Below are 18,841 nucleotides of genomic sequence, written 5' to 3'. Positions count from 1 at the left end.
CCATTGCGCGATAATCTGCGTCACGTTTGCGAGATAAAGTAATCAAGCCCTTCGCTCCAGCCTTCGGGGCCGTAAGCGTTGGTGCGATACACATTTTCCTCATCGGTACGGGTCAGTTCGACCGGAAATTTACTGTAGCCTTTAATGATTACCGCATAATCGACACTATCCAGCATCGGCGCATCATTCGGACCGTCGCCGAGGCCAAGGGTGAGCCAGCTTTTAGCTTTCGGCGTCTGAATGTTTTGCAAGAGCCATGCCAGCGCGGCGCCTTTGCCGCCGTTACTGCTCATCACATGCCAAAAGCGACCGCCTTGTATCAGCGTTAGCCCTTCCTGAGCCAGATGTTGCTGAAAACGGATTCGCTGCGCTTCCGAATCGCGCCAGATTAGGGTTTCTGAGGCCTCGCGTCTGCGCGATAGCATGGCGTCATGCAGCGAAAGGCCGGTCATCTCCGCCACCTCTTGTTCACTGAAATCAGCAAAACCGGTGAAACGAAATTGATGATGGAGAGGGTGCAATAGGCGGCAAATTTCGCTGTATCGTTTACCAAAATAGTGCCGTAACGGGGCATCATGTGCGTCCTGATATTGCACCAGTGCACCATTTTCGGCGATAAACGGCGCGTTTGAGAGCCCTAATTGCTGTTGTAGTGGAATGATCTCCGCTGCGGTTTTACTGGAACATATAACCAGTGGAATAGCATGCTGTTGCAGGCGTGTGAGCCAAGGTTGGGCAGGTGACCAGCAATAGGTGTGATGATCGAGTAGGGAACCGTCTAAATCAGTCACTATCATTAACGGATCGTACAAATCAGGCATACCGATAACCTCTTGATTGATCGTTAAACGCCGTCGCGCCAGACCGCTCGGGTATCTGCATCAGCACGCAACTCAGAGCCCCCGTTAGCCAGGAATAATCCTAAAAAAAGACTCTGAGAAGAGGGTGGATGGCTTGATAGTGGCGTCTCTTCAGGCCGCACCGAGTAGGGGTTAGTGCCGTTAGGGGGACGTAAATTGACCAAAATTAAGCCTTTTTTTAACTTGGTTAAGACTTGTCTTAATGGCGTGATGGCGTAATCTTCAGTTGTTAGAGAATTTCCTGGTGTAACGAATTTCTTGGTTTATCTTTCATCCCGACCGGTTGGTCGGGATTTTTTTTGCGCCGCGATTAACGGTTAACTTCGGTAATCGTGTAATCGTGAATATCCAGCTCAAAGGCTTCCGCCAGTTCCGTGTAAGAGTCATACTCTTTACCATCTACCCGCACCCGATGGGCGTGTTCACTTTCCATAAACTCCTTCACCTCGCCTGATGCGCGCTCGTGAATGGCTTGCAACAAGGCTTCCACATCAATATTGACTTCGCGTTTAGCAATATCGCTATACTCTTTTGCTGTTCCCATGATGGCCTCCCGAGGCATCTATTGTGATCAGTATAGACGATGCGCGGTTAAACGGACGGCGCATCGCGAGTCGGTTGATTACGCTGCAGGATTTTACGACTTGGTTTACACTGGCGGCGGCGAAGAGTACGGGAGAACTGGCATGAAAGTGAATGATCGGGTAACGGTAAAGACAGATGGCGGGCCGCGGCGTCCGGGAAAGGTACTGGCCGTCGAAGATTTTAGCGAAGGCACCATGTATTTGGTGGCGCTGGAAGAGTATCCGTTAGGCATTTGGTTTTTTAACGAGGTCGGCCATGCGGATGGAATTTTTGTTGAGCCGCACAATAGTGAGCTGTGATCGACGGTCAGAACAGCGGGTCGGTTAAGCGCGACCCGCTAGGCTAGGTTCCTGCGCTGGCGTTAGAAGGTTTCCCAGTTATCCCCGTCGGCGAGGGCCGGGCGTGGCGCAGCAGAGGGCTGAGTTTTCAACGGCGCGGCGGCGAGTGTGGTGGGTTCGGTCGATGGGGCTTCCACACTGAGATGAAATGCGGCGACGGCCTGTGTCAGGCGCGCGGCTTGCTCCTCCAGCGATGAGGCTGCCGCAGTGGCTTCTTCCACTAATGAGGCGTTTTGCTGAGTTACATTATCCATCTCGGTAACCGCCTGGCTAACTTGTTGAATACCGCGGCTTTGCTCGTCAGACGCGGCGGCTATTTCTGCCATAATATCGGTAACGCGGCGCACCGCATCGACAATTTCCGTCATGGTACTGCCTGCATGGCCGACTTGGGACGAACCTTTATCGATTAAGTTTACCGATTCGGCAATCAACGCCTCGATCTCTTTCGCCGCCTGGGCGCTGCGCTGCGCCAGGTTGCGGACTTCACTGGCGACCACCGCGAAACCGCGCCCTTGCTCTCCAGCGCGTGCTGCTTCTACCGCGGCGTTAAGCGCCAGGATATTGGTCTGGAAAGCGATACTATTAATTACCGTCGTGATTTCAGCGATCTTTTTCGAGCTGCCGGAAATGCTATTCATGGTATTGACCACGCCATTAACAATATCTCCCCCTTCGCGCGCCTTGCCGGAGGCGTCAGCGGCGAGTTGGCTGGCGTGATGCGCGTTTTCGGCATTCTGTTTGACCGTTGCGGTAAGCTGCTCCATGCTGGCGGCGGTTTGTTCCAGCGCCGCCGCCTGCTGCTCGGTGCGTGAGGAAAGGTCGGTATTCCCCGCTGAAATTTCGCCCGAGCCCTGATAAATTGCAATCGCGCCTTCGCGTACCGTGCCCACGGTGGCGATCAGGGCTTGCTGCATGGTTTGCAAGTTACTGCCTAACAGGCCGATCTCACTCCGTCCCCAACTCTGTGGCGGAGCAGTGAGATCGCCGTGCGCAATATGCTCAATCCGTCCGACCGCCCGGCGCAGCGGTGAAATAACCACATGGCGCAGGAAAATAAAGGTTAAGCCGGTCAAAACCAGCGCTAATACGAACGCGCCCGCCATTACCATAAAGCCCAGGCGTGATTGTGCGGCGGCCTGATGATTGATCGCATCGGCGCGCTGATTACGCAGCGTCAGCGCTTTCTGCAATACCAGGCTATAGCTGTCATCAAGTTTACGAGTGGCATCGGTTTCCTGAGAAATAACGCCCTCGAAACTGCCCTGACGCGCGGCATTGATCATTGGCATCAGACCTTTGTTGACATACTGGTCGAAGCGCGCTTTTAACGGGGCGTCCAGCGCGCGATCTTGTGCCATTTTATTCGGGCGTTGTAAATACAACTGGAAGTTTTCTTGTGCCGATTTAATGCGGTTTTCGGTGGTGAGCAGGTTGGCATGGAACTCATCCATTTCACCAATCCGCGAGGCGGCGGCGGCGTGGATGATGGTTAAGCGCGCGGTGCGTAAAAAGTCGGAGCTGTTAGAAAGCCCCATCCGAACTTTGATTTCCTGGGTGGCGTCGTCTAAAGAGTGATTACTCTGAATGAGAAAATAGCTGGAAAGGCCGATGCATAAGGCGAATAACAGCAAAATTCCGCTAAAGATGACCGCAAAAAGCGGCACCAGTCGCAGATGCTGCCAGAAGCTAATGCTGGCGCTTTCGCCGGATGAAGACGTTTTTTTCATATCCTTTTGCTCTCTGTGTGACTAAGGAGCGAAGCACAGCTTCGGTACGCTTTAAACATCGGCACGGGGGCAAAAAGGATTAGCGCCAGAAGTGAGACATCTGTCGCAAAAATGACAAACTATAGAGAGCAGGGGCCGACAGCGTCGGCCTTATACCACTTGGCGCTTATCTGACATTAACATAAATACCCGAGGTGACATTATCCGTTAAACGAACAACATGATAAATCACCTGCTTATTATGGGTTTTTATTTTCCGCTTAATATTTCCTTTATGTGACGAAACTGTCTTAGCCTTAATTTGCATTTTATCGGAAATTTGAATGGTATCATGACCGGACATCCACATTTTTAGCATGTTGGATTCAGTCTGGCTGAGCGTTAATGGATGTATCTCCCTCTCCCCAGAAAAGCGAGGAGAGGCGCTGGCTTTCTTTTGAAAATAAGCCGAAAGCAGCATATCCAGCGTCGAGGATTTTATCGATTTTGACGTAATAATCAGGTTCTTGCGAACGTAGAGGTATTCCTCAAAATGGATATTGGAAATAGCCATAAAAATAAAGAATAAGGTATCAGGATGTTGAAGAATAATACTACGAATACGTTCGCTGGCATCTGCTTCATGAATGAAACATTCTTCATTAATAAATACTACGCCGGGTTTAAGCTGTTGGCATCTTGCCTGGAGCTGATCGATATCAGTGACGGAGGCTATATTTTTCTTTTTGACTCCCTTCAACGCCATGTAATCCATTAGACCCAGTCGTGTATAACTGCATGAATCCATAATAATCGTCGGCATGTTAGCGACCCTCACCAATTTGTTATCCGTTTAAATCAACGATGAATACGCGTTTGCGGTACGAGAAAGATTTTCAGATGACTTCTTTTTTATATAACTCAGCCATAGAGAGTATTGCTCCCGGCAGAGTTACCTTCTCATCCTTGGTGAATACGGCGCAGTTGGTTTTCGATATCGGTACTCTACTCATCGCTCGGCTAACATTACCGGCAAGGCATTAGGTTGCCAGCCGCAGTTAGCACGAACAGAGATGTTCTTTTTGCGAGCCTCGTCACTATCGCGCACAACACAGAATTTTCTGATAGGACGATTCTTAAAAAAATTACTTTCCCGAATTGATACGCTTTTCTTTACTCTTGACAATGCCGTAAAAAATCCGTCTGAACAAGGAAAGGCGGGGGGATAATTTCTGCTGAAATTACAGACAATTGCTTGCCCATTCCCCCAAATTCTTCCACATATTGCGCTTAACCTTGCTGAATTAAAATACGCGAAGCGCTGTTTAATAAGAATAATTTTCATCGATAAAGTGCATTTATCAGAATTTCCTTAGCCCAAATAGCTTAAATATGGTTCAAAAAATGCACGGATATATTTCACTGGCTTAAGTGTCACGTCAGACACTTAAGTATCAAGGTCGGATTGCAGTGGATTGACTGATGTTTAATTTTTAGGCAATTCAGAAATAATCTCAGAGAGTAAATCAAACACTTCACTGAACAAATGTTCACAAAACGGGGCCAGCAGGGGCATGATAATGCCGAGGGTAAAGATGCCGATAGTTAAGGTTACCGGGAAGCCGATGGCGAAAACCGAGAGTTGAGGTGAAACACGGTTTAACAAACCGAGCGCCAGGTTGAGAGTGAGCAATAAGATGATTAATGGCAGCGCTAACATCATTCCATTCAGGAAAATCATGCCTGCAGCGCGCGTCAACGCTAAAAAAGCATTGGCATTCAACGGATCGCCGCCAATCGGTAAGGTATGAAAACTGTCCGCCAGCAGAGAAATTAACCATAAGTGGCCGTTAAAGGTCAAAAACAGCAGCATCGCCAGCATATCAAGGAAGCGTGCCAAAACCGGCATATTCAGGTGGCTGCTGGGATCGAAGAACGTGGCAAACGATAACCCCATTTGTAGCCCGATGACTTCACCTGCGGTACGTACCGCGGCAAAGGCGAACTGCATGGTAAACCCTAAGGCAATGCCAATCAGCATTTGCTGGATCAGCAACCACAAACCGCCAATAGAAAACAGCGTAACGCTGGTGGGCGGCAATGAGGGAATCAACGTCCAGGTTATCATCACCGCCAGACCAATCTTCACATTGCGGCTGATCGATTGTTCACTGAGGATTGGCGCGGTAGCAATCAGCGCCAGAATGCGCACTAGCGGCCAGAAAAACTGACCAATCCAGATCATCAGTTGATTACTATCGAAGGTGATCATTAGCCGATGATATAGGGCAGGTTATTAAACAGCGTGCGCATATAATCCAACACCAGGTTTAACATCCACGGGCCCGCGACGACGATGGTGGCCGCGACGGCTAAAATTTTAGGGATAAACGAAAGGGTTTGTTCGTTCACTTGGGTTGCCGCCTGTAACAGGCTAATCACTAAGCCGCTAAGCAGTGCAGCCAGTAGCAATGGCGCCGCCAGCGCCAGCGCCACTTTCATTGCCTCGTGACCGAGGACCATCACCGATTCAGGTGTCATATAAAGCTCCGGGTATCAATACGGGGCGAGTGCGCCCCGGCAGTAAACACCGAGTGTCAGGAGTAGAAACTTTGCGCGAGCGAACCGACCAACAACTGCCAGCCATCCACCAGAACAAACAGCATCAGTTTAAACGGCAACGAAATGGTGGCGGGCGGGACCATCATCATCCCTAATGCCATCAGCACGCTGGCGACCACTAAATCAATAATCAAAAACGGAATAAATACTGTGAAACCAATTTGAAACGCGGTTTTCAACTCACTGGTCACATAGGCCGGTAGCAGAATACGCATCGGCACCGCTTCAGGGCCGGCTAATGGCGGCGTATTCGCCAGCCGGGCAAACAGGGCCAAATCCGCCTCACGAGTTTGCCGCAACATAAACTCACGTAGCGGTTGCGCGCCCTTATCAAGCGCAACATCCATGCTAATTTTGTCCTGACTAAATGGCAGATAGGCATCCTGATAAATCTTGTCGAACACGGGTGCCATAATGAAAAACGTCAAAAACAACGCCAGGCCGAGTAAGACTTGGTTCGGCGGGGCGGATGGCGTACCCAGCGCATTACGTAGCAGCCCAAAGACAATGATGATGCGCGTGAAACTGGTCATCATCAGTAAAATCGCCGGTAGGAACGTCAGCGCAGTGATAAAAACCAGCGTTTGCACCGGTAACGACCAGCTTTGACCGCCGTTTGGCAGCGGATGGCTGATCAAACCGGGCAGATCTGCATGTGCCGCCGGGGCCAGCAGCATTAATGCCAACAACGGCAACAGACGGCGGATCATTGGGGTTTTCCGGGACGTTTGATTAACGTCTGTAGAATTTGACGGAAATCGGCTGGCTCAGCCGGTGATGGCGGCGGTTCCGCGCCAGGATCTTTTGGCGGCAAGGTATGCAGATGGGTTATCTGCTGAGCGGTAACGCCTAATACTAGCCGGGCATCTTCAACATCAACAATCACCACCCGCTCACGTTGACCAATTTGCACGCTCGCGCTCACGTTTAGCGCATGGGAGCCGACCCGTTTCGGGGCGAACCCCATGCGCCGCGCCAGCCACGCGCAGGCCAGGATCAGTAAAATAATTACCGCTAAGACACTACTGACTTCGGTCAGGGCCGATCCCGCCGAAACGACCGGCTGGGCGGGCGGGGTTTGAAGCGATTGTGTACTACTTTTCATAAATTAACGGCTCAGGCGACGCATACGTTCGGAAGGGGTAATGATATCAGTAATGCGCACGCCATATTTATCGGCCACCACCACCACTTCGCCCTGGGCTATCAGGTACCCATTAATCAGGATATCCAACGGTTCGCCCGCCAGCCCGTCTAATGCCACCACTGAACCTTGGGTCAGCCGTAATAGCTCTTTGATGGTCATTTTGGTTCGACCGAGCTCTACGGTCAGTTTTACCGGGATATCCATAATCAAATCGATATCTTGCAGCGATCCGGCGACGTCATTGCCTTCCAGCGACTTAAACACGCCCTCAGATGAGGAGAGCGAGCTCGCCGCTTGTTCATTCATTGCGTCAGCCCACAGATCGTCCGCAGAGATATTGTCATCGGACGGTTTCTTGCTGTCACTCATTGGGCTGTTCCTCGTTCAGCGAATTCAAAATCGGGTTGATCAAATGTTCAACGCGCAGCGCATACTGGCCGTTTAAAGTACCGTACTGACTAGTGAGTACCGGTACGCCATCGACATGCGCGATAATGCGTTCAGGCTTTTCAATGGGTAGCACATCGCCAGGCTTCAATTGCAAAATACGCGACAAACGCAGCGAGGTTTCCGCGAAGTTGGCAATCAACTCCAGTTCGGAATGCTGGACCTGTTTCACCAGGGTATCGCGCCAGTGCTGGTCCTCTTGGCGCGAGTTCTCCAGCGGTGGATTGACTAATAGCTCACGCAACGGCTCTATCATGCTGAAGGGAATACAAATATTGAATTCCCCCACTAAATTACCAATTTCGATCTGGAAGGGCGTATTCACCACAATATCGTTTGGCGAGGTGGTGATATTGGTAAATTTCACCTGCATCTCCGAACGCACGTACTCTACTTCCAGCGGATAGATGGCTTTCCACGCATCGCTATAGCCATCCAGCGCCAGTTTCAGCATTCGACGGATCACGCGTTGTTCGGTATGGGTAAATTCACGGCCTTCTACTTTGGTCGGGAAGCGCCCATCGCCGCCAAACAGGTTATCCACCGCGATAAAGACCAATGCCGGTGAAAACACAAACAACGCGGTACCACGCAGCGGTTTTAGGTGGATCAAATTCAGGTTGGTTGGCACCGGTAAATTACGGGCAAACTCGTGATACGGCTGAATCTTAATCGCGCCAACGCTAATATCGGGGCTGCGACGCAGCAGATTAAACAACGCCATACGAAACTGGCGCGCAAAACGTTCATTAATAATTTCCAGCGCTTGTAGGCGTTCGCGCACCACACGTCGCTGGGTATTTGGGTCATAGGGGCGAATATCGTTCTCGCCTATGACCTTGGCTGTCTCGTCTTCCGGGCTGTCACTGTCGCCATTGAGCAGCGCGTCAATTTCAGCCTGTGAAAGAATGCTATCGCCCATCGACTTACCTCAAAATGAAGGCGGTAAACAGAACATCATTCACCCCCTGCGGAGGTTGACCTTTCACCAGCGGAGGCGCCAGCACCTGTTTGATCTGTGCCACCAATGCTTGTTTACCTTGCTCTTTGGCCAGCGTAGTCGCGTCCTGGCGAGAGAGAAGGAGCAACAGTCGGCTGCGGACCTCAGGCAAATAGTCGTTCATCCGACGACGGGTTTCTTCATCGGGCAGACGTAGGGTAAAACCTACGTAAAGCACACGATCAAAGTCGTTGTCGGCATTGACCAGGTTAACCGTAAATGTATCAAGTGCAAAAAATACCGGCGCGGCGGGAGGCGTCACTTTCTCCGCTTCTGGCGTCTCGTCGGTTTTATTCATCATTCGCCAGACTGCATAGCCTGCCACGCTGCAAGCGACCAGCGTTACAACCAGTAACACTGGGACCAGGATTGAACGTTTGCGGCCTTTGGCTTTCGCGTTATCAGACATATTTGCAGTAACTTCCTGTGAATTATGTTGGTCGCCTGCCGGCGAGCCAGGTCAGATTATCCCGCGTCTCTCGCCGTTCAATAGCAGGAAAAGACGCGAGTTTTGCTATCACCTTCTGCGTTTGTCGCGATCAGGCGAAAATGTCGACGGCGCCATCGTCCGCCGCACGCGCCTGGAGGGTTGTGGGGACGGCAATCGGCGTTATCTCGTTGTCACTCTCCGGGGTTAGGCTGAATGTGCCGCCTTGATGACCACGGTGTGGTTCCTGTTGACCATTAAAACCTTGGTGTTGGGGAAACGCATCGCTGCTGACACTGCTTTGTCCCAGGTTAATACCATTTTCCGCCAGCGCAGTACGCAAATGCGGCAGAGCGGCTTCCAGCGCGGCGCGAACCTGGCTGTGACCGGAAACCATACTTAGCTGAGCCTGGTCGTTATCCAGTTTCAGGCTAATTTGAATTGAGCCCAGATCCTGCGGATGCAGGCGCAACTCGGCGTTTTGTTGCCCGTTGCGGCTAAACATTAATACTTGCTGGCTTAACGCCTGTTGCCATTCCGGGCTTCCCAAATGGGCATTTAATTGCGCCACCGGTTGCGTCATCGCGGTCGCCGAGGCGCTGGGCGCGATCAGCGGTGCGCTGGCGCTTAGCGTTGGGCTTACCGTCGGCGGCGTGGGCGGCTCGGCGGTTTTCGGATCGTCATGTCGTAATGCGTTCAACGCCGAATGGAAATCCTCCGTCCCGTTTAACGCGCTATTTGACGCCGTATTTTGGGCGATCGCCGCGGGCATTATCGGGCTGGCGCTGTCAATACGCGTTTTTCCTTCAGAAGCGAGCCCCGGTGTCGGCGAACTCTGCCCCTCGCCACCACCCAGTTGCGCCAACGCCGAGGTTAACAGCGCATTACCGCCATTGCGGGGCTTATTAGCATCACCTTGCGTATCGCCGGTTTTTATCACCGTACTGTGCGCTACAGGTTGCAACGGCGCCTGCGGTAGCATGGCGAACAAGGCTTGCAATGCTTGCTTATCACTGTCGCTTAGCGCTGCAGTGCGAGGCTTCTCTTTATCATCGGCGGATTTCGTCGTGTCTTTAGCCTTTTCCGGCGTCAGCAGCGCACTTAATGTTTCTGGTTTGCTCAGCGCGGCAAGTAAGGTGCCGAGTGTCGGTTCCGGTGCGGCTTTTTCTGCCGAACCTGGCGTGACATCCGCCGTTTGTCCTGGCGAATTTGTGGTTTGCGCCAGCGATAACAGGCGGTTGCCGAGCAACGTCAAAAAGTTTTGCGGTGTGCTGTCTGCGCCCGATAAACTTTCGACGCCGGTGGAAAGGTCAGTACCGGTATCAGTACCGGCGAGAGTGGCAAGCGGTGGCAAGTTAATCATTCGCCTTTCCTCAATGATGCCCGTTGGGCAAATTCATCCATCCGTTTCTGGTCGAGACGGTTTTCCTGTTGTAATTCATTCGCAACGGCACGGGCCTGTAGTGTTTCATAAGCATGCAAGCGCTGCTGCTTGTCACGCCACAGTCGTAGCGCATGTTCCAGTTTTACATTCCACTGCGCCAACTGCTGACGGTGTTGTTCAATCGCCTTCTCCAGCGTTTGAATAAACTGGTGATAATTGGTCCAACGCGTGCTGGCGATACCGCTCGACATATTGTCGTTTAGCTTGATGCGATACTCGTCCTGATAATTCAGCAGCATAGTGAGTTGCGCGTCGGCTTGCTGGCAGCCACGGCGGACATCACCCAGTTTGATCGCCGCATCTTCCACCTCTTTTTGCGCCAGAACGCGTAAGGTTTCCATTGCCGAAGGCTGTTTTGCCATAATGCCATTACCTCAATACGCCGCCCGAACGCGGCTAACCGAAAATCGCCTGAAGGCCCAGGCAGGCGTCGTGGTAGTTGCTGCGCTCAAAAATGCCCTGTTGCAGGAACGCTTCCAGCTCAGGCCACAGCTTAATGGCTTTATCCAGTAGCGGATCGCTACCGGCGGCATAGGCGCCGACGCTGACTAAATCGCGGTTTCGCTGGTAACTGGCAAGCAGTTGCTTAAACTGGCGGACGCGCGCGTAATGCGTTTCATCTATTAGCGAAGTCATGGCACGACTGATGGAGGCTTCAATATCAATCGCCGGATAGTGCCCGGCTTCCGCTAAGCGGCGTGACAGGACAATATGGCCGTCAAGAATGGCGCGTGCGGAATCGGCAATCGGATCTTGTTGATCGTCGCCTTCGGTTAATACGGTATAAAAGGCGGTAATCGAACCGCCGCCATCAATGCCATTACCGGCGCGTTCGACCAGCGCCGGAAGTTTCGCAAAGACCGAAGGCGGATAACCTTTGGTGGCGGGGGGCTCGCCAATCGCCAGCGCGATTTCACGTTGCGCCATCGCATAGCGGGTCAGTGAATCCATAATCAATAACACGTGTTGACCACGGTCGCGGAAATCTTCAGCGATACGGGTTGCGTATGCCGCGCCCTGCATACGCAACAGAGGAGAAACATCCGCCGGTGCGGCAATCACCACTGAGCGCGCCCGGCCTTCGACGCCAAGAATATTTTCGATGAAGTCTTTAACTTCACGTCCGCGTTCACCAATTAGGCCAACGACAATTACATCGGCACGGGTATAACGCGCCATCATGCCGAGCAACACGCTTTTGCCGACGCCTGAACCGGCAAACAGCCCCATCCGTTGACCGCGCCCGACAGTGAGCAAGGCATTAATGGCGCGCACGCCGGTATCCAGTACGTCGGTGATCGGCGTGCGTTGCAGCGGGTTAAACGGCGGCGTGATCAAGGGTGCCCGGTAACCGGTTTCTGGGGCTGGCAAGCCATCAAGCGGACGTCCGCTCCCATCTAATACGCGTCCAAGTAATTGTGGCCCGAGCATCAGTTGCTTACCGCTGGTGCGGTTTTCGCCAACGGCACGCGCAAAGACGCGGGCGCCCGGCAAAATACCTTCCACTTCTTCCAACGGCATTAGAAACAGTTTCTGGCCGTTAAAACCGACCACTTCGCTTTCTACTTCGCTTATCTGCTGACCGTCGTGCCGTTCAATCACACAGGTTGCGCCAAGCGGCAGTTGCAGGCCGATGGCTTCCAGCACCAGACCGGTTGCGCGTGTTAATCGCCCGTAGCGACGTATCGTGGGCACTTGCGCTAAGCGTTGCTCAAAGTCATCGAGCGCGCCGAGCCAGCGAGAGAGGCGCGAGGTCATTACAATTCTCCCGGTGCGGCAAGGCGGCAGAGTTCATGCCAACGGGTCGCGACACTGGCATCCAGGTCGCCATCTTCGGCGCTAACTTTACAGCCACCGGGGTGGAGCGAGCTATCGCCGAGTAGACGCCAACCGTGCAGATCCAGCGTCGCGCCCAGCGTTTGCTCAACGCGCTGCAAATCATCCGGATGGACGCGTAACTGTGGCTTACCGCTGAACATCGGTTCCTGGTGGATCATCTGTTGGATTTGGCGCAACAGCGCCGAGCCATCGACCGCTGTCGCCTGACCAATAACCTGGCGTGCCGCTTCCAGCGCTAACTGCATCAGACGTGCGGCGATGACGCTATCCAGCGCTTCGAGCGTATGATGGAATTCAGTGACCATCTGCTGCATACGTGCCTGTAACGGCGCCTGCTGTTGCTGCGCTTCAGCCAGTCCTTGTTGGAAACCAGCATCGTAGCCCGCTTTTTGTCCCTCGTTAAATCCTTGCTGATGGCCTTCCTTAAACCCTAAATTTTGCGCTTCAAAACGCACCTGAGCCTGTAATTGCTCCAGGTGATTGTGTTGCGATTCCGCCTCATCAATAGCGCCTTCCGGCTCACCGGGTTCGTCAAACTCGACGACCGACGGCGGCGCTAAATCTTCAGGCTGCCAACGCTGCCAGTGGCGCGCGGAAAAAGCATCAGACATAGGTTTCCTCGCTGCCGCCAATGACCATTTCGCCACTTTCCGCCAGACGACGGACAATCAACAGAATGGCTTTCTGTTCGTTCTCTACCATCGACATACGTACCGGGCCGCGGTTGGCCAGGTCGTCGCGCAGAATATCGGCGGCGCGTTGTGACATATTTTTGAGGAATTTTTCGCGCAGCGGTTGCTCGGCGCCTTTCAACGCAATTAGCAGCTGCTCTGATTCCACTTCCTGCAACAGACGCTGGATACTGCGATCGTCGACATCCACCAGGTTTTCGAACAGGAACATTTCGTCGATGATTTTTTGCGCCAGTTCGCCATCAAATTCGCGTACTGCATCGATAACCGCTTCTTCCTGTTGCGTTTTCATTAGGTTGATAATTTCGGCTGCGGTTCTTACGCCGCCCATCTTCGCCCGTTTAAGGTTTTGCCCATCCAGCAGGGTATTGAGCACTTCGGTAAGTTCGGCCAGCGCCGCCGGTTGAACCCCGCCAAAGGTGGCGATACGTAGCATTACATCGTGGCGGAGACGGTCGTCGAACAGAGCCAGAATATCTGCCGCCTGACCACGTTTCAGGTGCACCAAAATGGTAGCGATAATCTGCGGATGCTCGTCGCGGATCAGGTCGGCTGCAGCCTGCGGCTCCATAAAGTTGAGCGTTTCCATGCCGGTGGTGGTTTCGCGGGTTTCAAGAATATCCTCCAGCAGGCTGGCAGCACGCTCTTCACCCAGCGCTTTGGTCAGCACCGAACGCAGATAATCGTTCGAGTTAATGCTGAGCGCCGCGAACTCTTCGGCATCCATCTCAAACTCGCGTAAAACTTCAGTCAGTTGCTGGTGTGATACCTGACGCATATTCGCCATCGCAGAACTGACATGCTGCACTTCACGCGTACTAAGATGTTTAAACACCTCGGCGGCGCGATCTTCACCGATGGTCATTAACAGTAAGGCGCTTTTTTCCGTACCGGACAGACTCATAGTTCGTTACTCATCCATTGGCGGATAACCAGCGCGACGACGCGCGGATCGTTCTCTGATATATCGCGGATGCGTTGGCTCAGCATTTCCGCGCTCATGCGATGTTTTGACTTACGCTGCAATTCAAGCTCGTCTTTAGTGAGTTTGACCGAGAAAGCCTCTTCTTCTTCTCGTTGTTGCGCACGCAGAACCGTCTCTTCGGCAGCGGCCTGTTCTTGCTGCTGTTTACGTAGTAGTTGCGGGCGAACCAGTTTGCGGTACAACACCCAGGCAACCAGCGCGACAATCAACCAGCGTCCGGCACTCATCAGCACATCGAAGAAAGAGGGCTGTTGCCAGAACGGCAGCGTATCGCCACTCATATCATCAGGTGTGAACGGTGAGTTGACGACATTAACGCTGTCGCCGCGATCGGTTGAGTACCCCATTGCTTCACGGGTTAAGTCTTCAATCTGCTTAATTTGTTGCTCGTTTAAGGCCGTGGCTTTGCCTTTATCATCTTGGCGATAATTCACCACCACCGCGACTGAAAGGCGTTTCACGTTGCCGACGTTCATTTTGGTATGGCGGATGGTGCGGTCTAACTCGTAGTTAGTGGTGTCATCGCGTCGGGTATTCGACGGCACGGTGCTGCGTCCAGTACTGGTATTAACGCTATTATTTGCCGCCCGGTTCGCCGCATTCGCATTATTAGCATTAGCGCCGGTATTGTTGGCATTATTGGGGGTTTCAATCGGCGCGCTATTGGCTGGCGCCGGTTGGTTCGACAGTGCGCCGGGGACGCCGCCAGGATATTGGCCGCCGATTTGTTCGCTGCTGCTGGTCTGGCGTGAGCGGATGGCGGCGTTATCCGGATTGGCGTTGGGCTTATATTGCTCGTCGGTTTGTTCGCTGGCATCGAAGTCGACCTGAGCGGTAACCTGAGCATGTACGTTACCCATGCCAACAATCGGCGCCAGAATGGCTTCGATCCGCTGCTGGTAACGTGCTTCAACTTCATTAGTGTACTTAAGCTGCGCATCGTTCAGGTCACGTCCGGCAGCATCTGAATGCGTCAGCAAGTGGCCGGCTTGGTCCACTACCGTGACGTTGCCCGGCGGCAGACCGGCAACGCTGCTGGACACCATATGTACGACGGCGCTGATCTGGCCTTCATCCAGCGCGCGGCCCGGCTGAAGATTCAGCGCGACCGAGGCGGAAGGGGATTTTTGCTCGCGCACGAACAGGGTGGGTTTAGGCATCGCTAAATGAACGCGTGCCGATTTCACCGGTCCGAGCGTCTCAATGGTACGCGCCAGCTCACCCTCAAGGGCGCGCTGGTAGTTAACCTGTTCGCTAAACTGGCTGATGCCGAACTTCTCTTTATCCAGCAACTCAAAACCTACCGCTCCGCCTTTCGGTAAGCCTTGCTGCGCCAGCCGTAGGCGCAGCTCCTGCACTTTATCGGCAGGAACCATCAGCGCGCCGCCATTCTCGGCAAAACGGAAGGGGATATTCATTTGGGTGAGTTGCGTAACAATATCACCGCCGTCTTCATCAGAGAGATTGTTATACAGCACACGATAATCGGGCGCCCGCGCCCAGAGTACCAAGGCGATAATAATGGCGACCGCGGCAGCGGCGGCAACAATCAGCGGGATGCGCGGGTTCGCGCGCAGGCGAGCCAGAAGGTCACCGAAGCCTTTCTTAGCGGCTGAATCCTGTGTTGCAGTAGCATTCATGACCATTTCCTGCCTGACAGTTGACCGGACTGGGTTTTAAGTGGTGACAAGACTGACTCCCTGATGCGGCGTAGAAAAAGTTCCACCTTAATGGAGTGCCATTATTTTCTTTATCGGGAAATTCGATGGGCGAAAAAGCCGAGGTTTTTGCTGTTATTTAGCGGCTTTGTCTCATTGACATTGTGTTAAGTTTTGTTCCATTAAAAAATCAACCGTGTGGAAATGGGGTACGAGATGGCGATTCAAGGGATCGAAAGTGTGATCCAACAACTGCAACTGACATCATCGCAGGCAAGTAATAAAGGCAACGATAGCGTGGCTCATGCCGATTTCGCCGCCCAGATGAAAGCAGCCTTAGACAAGATCAGTGAAACGCAAAATAACGCGCAAGCCCAGGCGCAAGATTTTGAGTTAGGTAAGCCCGGCGTCGCACTCAACGATGTGATGGTCAATCTGCAAAAATCATCTATTTCGATGCAGATGGGTGTGCAGGTGCGTAACAAGCTGGTTTCTGCTTATCAAGATATTATGAATATGCAGGTGTAGGTTTCTGAAAAGTATACAGTAATCTAACGTGCAGTTTTGTCGTAGCACGTATGTAGCACAAATTTGTTCAATGTGGTGCTCATCAATTTAGCGGATGAGCGTTGTTGGACTGACGCCAGCACGTCTATTTGTGGTATTTACCTGCGGATTGAACATTGAGCGCGTTTTTTTACCCCCCAATATATAATTAGCTCGCTAACAGTAACCTTAGCAAATTTTGTTAAAGCCGCAGGCGGATTTTGCGCGATACTGAATTGCCCCTTCAAGAGCTAAGCCAGTATGAGTGCCGGAGATAAGCGCCGGGTGGGGCTGGATACCATAAAGGCTGCATTGATGCAGCCTTTTTTGGCTTTGCCACCATCACGCACTATTGCTGACGCAAAAAACTGGCCCGCCGAAACGAGGCTTACTTATACACCGAAAACTTCTTGGTAATCGGCCCCGCGACTGAAGCATCCCCGTAAATCGCTAAAGCGATAAACTCTAACTGCTCAAAAGGGGCGGCAAGCGTATCGGCGATCTGTTGTTCCGAGGAGTGAGACAGCATAGTGGTGGTAAAAAAGTTATATAACAAGCCAGCTTCACTGCACTTCTGTAACGCGGAAGCCAACTGATTGCTATTTTTTGATTGCAAAATCACTACCGGATAGTGGTTCAGCCAGGCAGAAAAACCGCTATCACGATTTAAATAATCATGAAAATAGGGCTCTTCCGCCTTCAGCATAATACCCGCGCTAAGGTGGCCGATCGCATTCATCTGCGTGGCGACTTCTGCATTACGGTTAACAATGACGTACAACTTGCGATCGTTGTCCTGAAACATCTTTTCTCCTGAGTAAAGCCATCGAAAACGCACAGTCTACCGCCGGGCCGGACGGGCGGTTTTGACAGGGGTCATAGCCTGGCGTTCAAACCGCTTTCAGCTTTATTAGTAACCTTTTTTATCGGCAATTCACGCTATTTTTTAACCATAAGTGCGGCAAAGCCAGAGCTAGCGCGCGTTGGCAGCGTACGTATTATTTTCGTTGAGCTTTTATTTAGTTTCGATAGTTACAATTAACCTGCTTATCTTTACGTATTCTTGATTAAGGAGGCTAATGTGCAACTTACCTTAGGCTCGCCTATTGGAAAAGGCCGACACAGGGAGTGCTATATTCATCCGGAAAATAATGCCCTGTGCGTTAAAATCGTCTATTCAACGGAGAGCGGCGGCGATAAAGAGCTAAAACGCGAGCTTAACTATTACCGTCATCTGGGCGCGCGCTGTATAAATTGGGATAACTTACCGCGCTACCATGGTGAAGTTGAAACCAACCTCGGTATCGGTTACGCCTACGATTTAATTACTGATTTTGATGGTAACCCTTCAAAAGAGTTAGATTTTTATTTACGTCAGGCGCAGCAAAACGCGGATTTTGCCTGGCTGACACCATTGCTGGTGGCATTCAAACAAAACCTCGAAACGAACCAAATAGTCACCATGTCGCTAAAGCCGAAAAATATCTTGGTTAAACAAGCACATGATGGCAGCAGGAAACTGGTCGTTGTCGATAATATCGGCGAAGCGGCAATCATTCCCGCAGCTTCATGGAACCGCTTTTTTTATCACCGCAAACATACGCGGCTTTGGCAACGTTTTCTGACGTTGCTGGAGAACTACGGCTACTTTGCACCGGCGGGTACATTTTAAATTTTCTACCGCCCATGCCAGCACCGGCCGCAGCAAGGTAAAACGAGAAGGCGTAACTCTCGAAATTACAGATGGTTACTAAAGGTTTTTGGCGTAAGCTCATTATGCAAAACGCTATCGCGCGCAGGGGTGATACGCTGAACCTTAATTTAACCTTAACGTAACCCTTTTTTTATGAATTTTGATACCAGGTACTATCCGCACGCCACCTTATCGCTGGTGATGATGGTGTTGTTTCCGCTGCTGGAGCTGTTCCATTTTCCGCTCTATCATGGAAAAACCGTTGAAGTTATTGAGACGTTTCAATCGCTTTGGTTGCTATTTGGGCTGTTTTTCACTTGGTACTATTTGCGGCACGCCTCATTTAGCCAGCAGCAGACCGCGTTCTGGGTATGGTCGCTGGTCTGGTGGTTAACGCTGTTTGGCCGGGGGATAAGCTGGGGACGTGATTATTTCCACGATGGCCCGAAACTGCTATTCCGCGCTATCTCGGTTATTTTAATCGGCGCGCTTGTGGTTTCGCTGATTTTCCCTTCTATTCGCCGGGAGATTGTTCAAAAGTTCAAATATGACGCGTTTCCGCTATGGGATGCCGCCATTGTCGTTATCTGCTTTTTTATCGCGGATACGGTTGAACACCACCGCTATTTTTCTTTCCTGTTCCTTTACGACCGTAGTTACCAGGACTTAATGGAGGAACTGTATGAAACGCCCTTTATGATTTCGCTATTTTGTGTGGCGTTATATTTAATGCGTAACGACAACCGTGGGCATGAATTAGAGGCAGCTTTAGAAAAATAACCTAATCGTTGACGCAGACGATAATACGTTAACGAATCAGAGATTGCTTACTATAAACCTTCAAGCCTG

At 51.9% G+C, this 18,841-nt stretch carries 23 protein-coding genes; 5 read left to right on the top strand and 18 right to left on the bottom strand.

Annotated elements, in window-relative coordinates:
- Positions 1-20 precede the first annotated feature (20 nt).
- Both PMPD1_RS13445 and yodD read right to left on the bottom strand, forming a co-directional pair.
- Entirely contained in the window at positions 21-821 is an 801-nt protein-coding gene (locus PMPD1_RS13445) for a mannosyl-3-phosphoglycerate phosphatase-related protein (RefSeq protein WP_173634523.1), read from the bottom strand.
- Between the two features lie 349 nt (positions 822-1,170).
- Positions 1,171-1,404 carry a YodD family peroxide/acid resistance protein gene (yodD, locus tag PMPD1_RS13440; RefSeq protein WP_173634522.1) on the bottom strand — a complete coding sequence of 78 codons (234 nt, stop codon included), beginning with the start codon at positions 1,402-1,404 and terminating at the stop codon, positions 1,171-1,173.
- 23 nt (positions 1,405-1,427) lie between these two features.
- On the opposite strand from yodD, the gene PMPD1_RS22755 reads away from it, so the two are divergent.
- Both PMPD1_RS22755 and dsrB read left to right on the top strand, forming a co-directional pair.
- Positions 1,428-1,550, top strand: a complete 123-nt coding sequence (locus tag PMPD1_RS22755) for a hypothetical protein (protein WP_354292623.1) — start codon at positions 1,428-1,430, stop codon at positions 1,548-1,550.
- The gene (dsrB, locus tag PMPD1_RS13435) at positions 1,547-1,744 is read left to right on the top strand and encodes a protein DsrB (RefSeq protein ID WP_173634521.1); all 198 of its coding nucleotides are present in this window, start codon (positions 1,547-1,549) and stop codon (positions 1,742-1,744) included. Before PMPD1_RS22755 ends, dsrB begins: the two co-directional genes overlap by 4 nt.
- Before the next feature lie 62 nt (positions 1,745-1,806).
- Here the strand turns inward: dsrB and PMPD1_RS13430 are convergent, their stop codons facing one another.
- From PMPD1_RS13430 to fliF, 15 genes are all read right to left on the bottom strand, one after another.
- Positions 1,807-3,513: a methyl-accepting chemotaxis protein gene (locus PMPD1_RS13430; RefSeq protein WP_173634520.1), complete on the bottom strand. Its 1,707-nt coding sequence runs from the start codon at positions 3,511-3,513 to the stop codon at positions 1,807-1,809.
- A 166-nt stretch (positions 3,514-3,679) separates the two neighbouring features.
- Complete coding sequence (rcsA, locus tag PMPD1_RS13425; RefSeq protein WP_173634519.1) at positions 3,680-4,315, bottom strand: transcriptional regulator RcsA; 636 nt, start codon at positions 4,313-4,315, stop codon at positions 3,680-3,682.
- A 663-nt stretch (positions 4,316-4,978) separates the two neighbouring features.
- Positions 4,979-5,764 (bottom strand): flagellar biosynthetic protein FliR, encoded by a 786-nt coding sequence (gene fliR / locus PMPD1_RS13420; RefSeq protein WP_173634518.1) that lies wholly within the window; start codon positions 5,762-5,764, stop codon positions 4,979-4,981.
- The gene (gene fliQ / locus PMPD1_RS13415; protein ID WP_173634517.1) at positions 5,764-6,033 is read right to left on the bottom strand and encodes a flagellar biosynthesis protein FliQ; all 270 of its coding nucleotides are present in this window, start codon (positions 6,031-6,033) and stop codon (positions 5,764-5,766) included. Before fliQ ends, fliR begins: the two co-directional genes overlap by 1 nt.
- A gap of 56 nt (positions 6,034-6,089) precedes the next feature.
- Positions 6,090-6,824, bottom strand: a complete 735-nt coding sequence (gene fliP / locus PMPD1_RS13410; RefSeq protein ID WP_494338252.1) for a flagellar type III secretion system pore protein FliP — start codon at positions 6,822-6,824, stop codon at positions 6,090-6,092.
- Complete coding sequence (gene fliO, locus PMPD1_RS13405; RefSeq protein WP_173634516.1) at positions 6,821-7,219, bottom strand: flagellar biosynthetic protein FliO; 399 nt, start codon at positions 7,217-7,219, stop codon at positions 6,821-6,823. The genes fliP and fliO overlap by 4 nt, the downstream gene beginning before the upstream one ends.
- A gap of 3 nt (positions 7,220-7,222) precedes the next feature.
- Positions 7,223-7,630, bottom strand: a complete 408-nt coding sequence (fliN, locus tag PMPD1_RS13400; RefSeq protein WP_173634515.1) for a flagellar motor switch protein FliN — start codon at positions 7,628-7,630, stop codon at positions 7,223-7,225.
- On the bottom strand, positions 7,623-8,630 hold the full coding sequence (gene fliM / locus PMPD1_RS13395) for a flagellar motor switch protein FliM (RefSeq protein ID WP_173634514.1): 1,008 nt from the start codon (positions 8,628-8,630) through the stop codon (positions 7,623-7,625). The genes fliN and fliM overlap by 8 nt, the downstream gene beginning before the upstream one ends.
- A gap of 4 nt (positions 8,631-8,634) precedes the next feature.
- Positions 8,635-9,117 (bottom strand): flagellar basal body-associated protein FliL, encoded by a 483-nt coding sequence (gene fliL, locus PMPD1_RS13390; RefSeq protein WP_173634513.1) that lies wholly within the window; start codon positions 9,115-9,117, stop codon positions 8,635-8,637.
- A gap of 130 nt (positions 9,118-9,247) precedes the next feature.
- On the bottom strand, positions 9,248-10,498 hold the full coding sequence (locus PMPD1_RS13385) for a flagellar hook-length control protein FliK (RefSeq protein ID WP_173634512.1): 1,251 nt from the start codon (positions 10,496-10,498) through the stop codon (positions 9,248-9,250).
- The gene (fliJ, locus tag PMPD1_RS13380) at positions 10,495-10,941 is read right to left on the bottom strand and encodes a flagellar export protein FliJ (protein WP_173634511.1); all 447 of its coding nucleotides are present in this window, start codon (positions 10,939-10,941) and stop codon (positions 10,495-10,497) included. Before fliJ ends, PMPD1_RS13385 begins: the two co-directional genes overlap by 4 nt.
- A gap of 34 nt (positions 10,942-10,975) precedes the next feature.
- Positions 10,976-12,337 (bottom strand): flagellar protein export ATPase FliI, encoded by a 1,362-nt coding sequence (gene fliI, locus PMPD1_RS13375; protein ID WP_173634510.1) that lies wholly within the window; start codon positions 12,335-12,337, stop codon positions 10,976-10,978.
- Complete coding sequence (gene fliH / locus PMPD1_RS13370; protein WP_173634509.1) at positions 12,337-13,029, bottom strand: flagellar assembly protein FliH; 693 nt, start codon at positions 13,027-13,029, stop codon at positions 12,337-12,339. The genes fliI and fliH overlap by 1 nt, the downstream gene beginning before the upstream one ends.
- The gene (fliG, locus tag PMPD1_RS13365; protein WP_173634508.1) at positions 13,022-14,014 is read right to left on the bottom strand and encodes a flagellar motor switch protein FliG; all 993 of its coding nucleotides are present in this window, start codon (positions 14,012-14,014) and stop codon (positions 13,022-13,024) included. Before fliG ends, fliH begins: the two co-directional genes overlap by 8 nt.
- A complete protein-coding gene (gene fliF, locus PMPD1_RS13360) occupies positions 14,011-15,741 on the bottom strand; it encodes a flagellar basal-body MS-ring/collar protein FliF (protein ID WP_173634507.1) in 1,731 nt (576 codons plus the stop codon). The genes fliG and fliF overlap by 4 nt, the downstream gene beginning before the upstream one ends.
- Before the next feature lie 228 nt (positions 15,742-15,969).
- On the opposite strand from fliF, the gene fliE reads away from it, so the two are divergent.
- Positions 15,970-16,281 carry a flagellar hook-basal body complex protein FliE gene (gene fliE / locus PMPD1_RS13355; protein WP_173634506.1) on the top strand — a complete coding sequence of 104 codons (312 nt, stop codon included), beginning with the start codon at positions 15,970-15,972 and terminating at the stop codon, positions 16,279-16,281.
- A gap of 406 nt (positions 16,282-16,687) precedes the next feature.
- Here fliE and PMPD1_RS13350 read toward each other — a convergent pair whose 3' ends face one another.
- Positions 16,688-17,104 (bottom strand): DUF2000 family protein, encoded by a 417-nt coding sequence (locus PMPD1_RS13350; RefSeq protein WP_173634505.1) that lies wholly within the window; start codon positions 17,102-17,104, stop codon positions 16,688-16,690.
- A 276-nt stretch (positions 17,105-17,380) separates the two neighbouring features.
- On the opposite strand from PMPD1_RS13350, the gene yrbL reads away from it, so the two are divergent.
- Both yrbL and PMPD1_RS13340 read left to right on the top strand, forming a co-directional pair.
- A complete protein-coding gene (gene yrbL / locus PMPD1_RS13345) occupies positions 17,381-17,971 on the top strand; it encodes a PhoP regulatory network protein YrbL (protein WP_173634504.1) in 591 nt (196 codons plus the stop codon).
- Positions 17,972-18,145: 174 nt separating this feature from the next.
- Positions 18,146-18,772, top strand: a complete 627-nt coding sequence (locus PMPD1_RS13340; protein WP_173634503.1) for a hypothetical protein — start codon at positions 18,146-18,148, stop codon at positions 18,770-18,772.
- The last annotated feature ends 69 nt before the right edge of the window (positions 18,773-18,841 follow it).

It is taken from the genome of Paramixta manurensis, assembly GCF_013285385.1.
Classification (GTDB): Bacteria; Pseudomonadota; Gammaproteobacteria; order Enterobacterales; family Enterobacteriaceae; genus Paramixta; species Paramixta manurensis.
Note: the sequence above shows the minus strand (reverse complement) of the source record. Positions and strands in the feature narration are given on the sequence as shown.

Coding starts and splice junctions, on each gene's coding strand:
- PMPD1_RS13445 (WP_173634523.1), bottom strand. CDS start 821: ATGCCTGATTTGTACGATCCGTTAATGATAGTGACTGATTTAGACGGT.
- yodD (WP_173634522.1), bottom strand. CDS start 1,404: ATGGGAACAGCAAAAGAGTATAGCGATATTGCTAAACGCGAAGTCAAT.
- dsrB (WP_173634521.1), top strand. CDS start 1,547: ATGAAAGTGAATGATCGGGTAACGGTAAAGACAGATGGCGGGCCGCGG.
- PMPD1_RS13430 (WP_173634520.1), bottom strand. CDS start 3,513: ATGAAAAAAACGTCTTCATCCGGCGAAAGCGCCAGCATTAGCTTCTGG.
- rcsA (WP_173634519.1), bottom strand. CDS start 4,315: ATGCCGACGATTATTATGGATTCATGCAGTTATACACGACTGGGTCTA.
- fliR (WP_173634518.1), bottom strand. CDS start 5,764: ATGATCACCTTCGATAGTAATCAACTGATGATCTGGATTGGTCAGTTT.
- fliQ (WP_173634517.1), bottom strand. CDS start 6,033: ATGACACCTGAATCGGTGATGGTCCTCGGTCACGAGGCAATGAAAGTG.
- fliP (WP_494338252.1), bottom strand. CDS start 6,824: ATGATCCGCCGTCTGTTGCCGTTGTTGGCATTAATGCTGCTGGCCCCG.
- fliO (WP_173634516.1), bottom strand. CDS start 7,219: ATGAAAAGTAGTACACAATCGCTTCAAACCCCGCCCGCCCAGCCGGTC.
- fliN (WP_173634515.1), bottom strand. CDS start 7,630: ATGAGTGACAGCAAGAAACCGTCCGATGACAATATCTCTGCGGACGAT.
- fliM (WP_173634514.1), bottom strand. CDS start 8,630: ATGGGCGATAGCATTCTTTCACAGGCTGAAATTGACGCGCTGCTCAAT.
- fliL (WP_173634513.1), bottom strand. CDS start 9,117: ATGTCTGATAACGCGAAAGCCAAAGGCCGCAAACGTTCAATCCTGGTC.
- PMPD1_RS13385 (WP_173634512.1), bottom strand. CDS start 10,498: ATGATTAACTTGCCACCGCTTGCCACTCTCGCCGGTACTGATACCGGT.
- fliJ (WP_173634511.1), bottom strand. CDS start 10,941: ATGGCAAAACAGCCTTCGGCAATGGAAACCTTACGCGTTCTGGCGCAA.
- fliI (WP_173634510.1), bottom strand. CDS start 12,337: ATGACCTCGCGCCTCTCTCGCTGGCTCGGCGCGCTCGATGACTTTGAG.
- fliH (WP_173634509.1), bottom strand. CDS start 13,029: ATGTCTGATGCTTTTTCCGCGCGCCACTGGCAGCGTTGGCAGCCTGAA.
- fliG (WP_173634508.1), bottom strand. CDS start 14,014: ATGAGTCTGTCCGGTACGGAAAAAAGCGCCTTACTGTTAATGACCATC.
- fliF (WP_173634507.1), bottom strand. CDS start 15,741: ATGGTCATGAATGCTACTGCAACACAGGATTCAGCCGCTAAGAAAGGC.
- fliE (WP_173634506.1), top strand. CDS start 15,970: ATGGCGATTCAAGGGATCGAAAGTGTGATCCAACAACTGCAACTGACA.
- PMPD1_RS13350 (WP_173634505.1), bottom strand. CDS start 17,104: ATGTTTCAGGACAACGATCGCAAGTTGTACGTCATTGTTAACCGTAAT.
- PMPD1_RS13340 (WP_173634503.1), top strand. CDS start 18,146: ATGAATTTTGATACCAGGTACTATCCGCACGCCACCTTATCGCTGGTG.